1 protein-coding gene is annotated in these 4,510 nt (G+C 62.2%); it reads right to left on the reverse strand.

The window, feature by feature from the left end:
* Nucleotides 1-4,510 (reverse strand): beta strand repeat-containing protein (locus HH303_RS19880; RefSeq protein ID WP_227421968.1); only part of this gene is annotated, 4,510 nt, incomplete at both ends.

A 4,510-nucleotide genomic window follows, 5' to 3' on the forward strand; every position in this document is an offset into this window, starting at 1 on the left:
AGACCCGCAGGCGCACCCGCCGCAGGACCGTCCGCACCATAGTCGATCCCGATCAATGCCGGGTCGTCCAGACCCAAAGACCCGCCCGTCGTCAGCGCTCCCGCATCCGGGCTGCTGCCATCCGCCAGATCGTCTTCGTCAACACTACCCGTCGTCGCCGTCCCAACCGCATCCTGGTTGACGATTGCTTCGGGGACATCGTCAACGACATTGACGCTGAAACCATGGTCGATAGTCACGTCGCCGGCGGAAACCGTGTCGCCGTCGCCATCCGTCGCCGTGAAGGTCGTCCCCACCGTGCCGCTGAGACCGAAGTCGAGCGTCATGGTGTTTTCGTCGGCACCCGCCGGATGGTCGAGATTCCCGACCATTTCGAAGGTAAAGGTATCGTCGCCGTTCAACGTCACCGTGAAGACGGTTTCGCCGTTGGCCGACGCGGTCAGGACGTTTCCGACCTGATTGTAGGTAACTTCCGCACCGTTCGAGGTCAGCCCCGTCGGACCGGTGATCGTCAGGTTGGACGGGTCGAGATCGACGCCGCCAGATGCCTGCGCACCATCGGCACCCGCATCGACACCGAAGGAAATGGCGGACAGGCCCAGGGCCCCGGTCGCGGAAGCCGACTGGCTGCCGTCCGTACCATCGGCCGTGTCGTCTTCGTCCACGGTAACCGTATCGGCATCCGCCGGGCCCGCCGTCTGCGTGAGCTCCGGCACATCGTCGCGAACGTCGATTTCGATTGAACCGCGCGTTTCCGTACCGTCCGCATCGGTCGCAACGATGGTGAAGGGGATATCTTCGATCAGGTTTTCACCCTGAACCGGATCATGATCCAGATTGCCGACCAGATCGAAGGTATAGGTGAACCCATCGGTCGGATTGCCGTCCAGGGTCATCGTGAAAACCGTGTCGGTGCCCGCAGAACCCGTGATCGTCATATTGTCCGGGGACAGCGTATAGGTCAGCGGAACCCCATTGGATTCCAGCCCCATATCGATCAGTTCCTGCGGAATTTCGAGGATCGCCGGATCCGTCGCCGCCGGGCCGTCGACACCGAAGTCGATCGTAACCGGGCGAGTCACATCGGACGAACCCGTCCCGTCGGTACCGTTTACCGCATCGCCTGCGCCGGTCGACAGATCGTCTTCATCGACAAGACCGGAACCCGTTTGCTGCGGCCCCTCGTCACTCGGGAAGTATATTTCCGGACCGTCGTCGCCGATCACCAGATGGACGGTCGCGGTATCGCTGTCACCATCGCCGTCGGTCAAGGTGTAGGTGAAGTCGTCTTCGACGTCCTGGCCGTTGACATTCACGACATCGCTGTCCGCCGTATAGGTCCAAGACCCGTCGCTATTGACGGTCAAGGTACCGTATTGGGTATCGACCTCGACGCCCGGTGTACCGGTTTGCGTGGCACCGTTTTCGTCGGTGTAGGAGAAGGAGGTGATTTCCGCACCGTCCGCACCGGCGGTGTCGTTGTCCGTCAACAGGTTGCCGGTCACCGTATTGCCGGTGCTGTCGCCAGCTTGGTTCAGGCGATATTCGCCGTCGTCCACCGCATCCGGCACATCGTCGCGAACGTCGATTTCGATCGTGCCGCGCTGTTCCGTGCCGTCCCCATCGGTCGCAACGACCGTGAAGGGAATATCCTCGATCAGGTTTTCGCCCAGCCCTTCTTCATGGTCCAAATTGCCGACCAGATCGAAGGTATAGGTGAAACCGTTCTGCGCGTCGCCGCCCAGGGACATGGTAAAGATCGTGTCCGCGCCCGCCGAGCCGGTGATCGTCTGACCATCCGGCGACAGGGTATAGGTGAGCGGAACCGTCCCGGATTTCAGGCCCATATCGGTCAGCGCCTGCGGGATTTCGAGCGCCAGCGGATTGGTATCCGCCGGGCCGTCCTCACCGAAGTCGACCGAAATCGCCTTCGTCACCTGCGAGGCATCGGAACCGTCGGAACCGTCCACGGCATCGCCCGAAGCGGTTTTGAGATCGTCTTCGTCGACACTGCCGGAACCCGTCGCCTGCGGCCCGCCATCCGACGGGAAGGAGATTTCAGGACCTTCGTCACCGATGGACACGCTGAACGCCGCGGTGGATTCGTCGCCGTCGCCGTCCTGCATCGTATAGGTGAAGCTGTCGGTCACGTCCTGATCGTTCACGTGATCGATCTGGTCGTCGGCGGTGTAGCTCCAGGAACCATCGGCATTGACGGTCAGCGAACCGTATTGCGTATCGACCGTAACGCCGTTGGTCGGATCGACCGCCGCCGTGACCGTCTGGCCGCTTTCGTTCGTATACGAAATCCCGGTGATTTCCGAACCGTCCGCATCCGCGCCCAGCGTATCGTTATCCAGCAACAAGTTGCCGGTGGAGGCACTGCCGGTCGTGTCGCCGGCGCCTTCCAGACGGACGTCGCCATCGTCAACGGCGGTCGGGACATCGTCCACAACGTCGATTTCGATCGTCGCGGAGGCGGTCGAGCCGTCATTGTCGGTCACCGTGACGGTGAACGGAATGTTGGAAATGACGTCTTCCGCCGTCGCTGTCGGATGATCGATGGCGTCCTTCAGATCGAAGGCCCAGCCATAGCCGTTTTGCGCATCGCCGGTCAGCGTCATGGTGAAGATTTCGTCCGCACCGGCGGAGCCCGTGATCGTCTGACCGTCCGGAGAGACCGTGTAGGTCAGCGGCACACCATTGGATTCCAGACCCATATCGGTCAGAGCCTGCGGTACGGACAGGGTCACCCCACCGACACCGTCCTGGCCGCCATCGATGGTCAGCGTGCCGGAAACGGCGCTGCTGCCGGTCCCGTCGGTGCCGACTTCCGTATCGCCCTGCGCCGCCGTCAGATCGTCTTCGTCCACAAACGCGCCGTCCGCGCCCAGATTCGGGTCGCCCGGAGGCGGCGGGTTGACGGTGATCGTCGGCTTGTCGTCGCGCACCTTGATCGGCTGTTCCGCCGTTGCGGTATCACCATCACCGTCGGTGATGGTGTAGGTGAACCCGTCGAACAGGGACTGACCGCCCGTCGCCGTATGGTCGGATTCCTCGTCCGGCGTATAAATCCAGCTACCGTCGGAATTGACCGTCAGGGCACCATATTGCGTGTCAACGGGAACGCCCGGCATACCGGTCTGAGTCGCACCGTTTTCATCGGTATAGGTGAAGGAGGTCAGTTCCGCCCCGGCATCGTCCGCCCCGACAGTATCGTTCAGCATCACGTTACCGGCGACCGCACTGCCGCCTTCCGTCGCAAAGACGGTCGTGTCGTTCACGGCAACCGGGACATCGTCGGTCACATCGACGCTGAAATTCTGCGTAATTTGTGCGGTATCGAGACCGTCGATCGCGTCCTGATCGAAGTCTTTTTCCGCCAGGGCCTCCGCACTTGGGGTCCCAATAACGCTGAAGGTCAGTCCTTCGACATTCTGACCATTAGCGGTTTCGTGATCCAGATTGTCCTGCAGCGTAAAGGTATAGCTGCCCGTGGCCGGGTCGATCGACACGGTGAAGACCGGGCGCTCGTTCGTGCCGCCCGCATCCGCGGTCGCCGTGAGAACGCCATTCGTTTGCGTGAAAGTAATGGCATCGCCTTCGGACGTCAGGTCCGTCGGCAGGGCCGAAATGTCGAAGCTGTAATCCAAATCCGCTGCGGTCAGGCCGGTCGGCGCATTCTCGTCGGACGGGCCGTCCGCACCGTAATCGATGGTGATCAGATCGCCGGAGCCAAGGCCGAGATTGCCCGTCGCGGACAGACTGTCATTGCCTTCGTCCGTGCCGCCGACCAGGTCGTCTTCGTCCACGGACACGCCGTCCGCCGTACCGACCGCACCTTGGTTCACGCTCGCTTCCGGAACGTCGTCCACCACGGTGACCGTGAAGGTCTGCGAAACCGTCGCGCCGGACAGGTCGACGGCATCGCCGTCGCCGTCGAGGATTTCAACGCCGTCCTTGACCGTGCCGCTGAGGCCGAAGTCGAGGGCAATGCTGTTTTCGTCCTGACCGTCGGCGTGATCGATGCTGCCGACGAGGTCAAACGTATAGGACCCGTCGCCGTTCAGCGTCACGGTAAAGACCGTTTCGCCATCGGCGCTGGCCGTCAGGACATTGCCCGACTGATTGTAGGTGATCGTTTCGCCGCCCGACTTCAGTTCCTGGGACGGCGGGGTGATCGTGTAGTCGAAGTCGTCATAGGTCAGGCTGGTCTGACCCGTCGCATTGTCATCGTCCGCGCCGACATTGACCGTGTAGAGGTCCTTGCCCGCAAGGCCGAGATCGCCCGTCGCACTGGTTGAATCCGTGCCTTCATCCGTGCCGCCGGCAACGTCGTCTTCATCCACCGTGACGCCGGTCGCCAGGGACGGCGCTTCGCCCGTGGTCAGGACCGGGACATCATCGATGACATCGACGGTGAAGGCGCCGGAGACTTCGGTGCCTTCGCCGTCGGTGAGGGTGACGGTGAATTCCAGGTTCTCCAGGACGTTTTCGTCCTGGCCCGCCG

The organism is Pacificispira spongiicola, assembly GCF_012926505.1.
Lineage (GTDB): Bacteria > Pseudomonadota > Alphaproteobacteria > UBA8366 > Aestuariispiraceae > Pacificispira > Pacificispira spongiicola.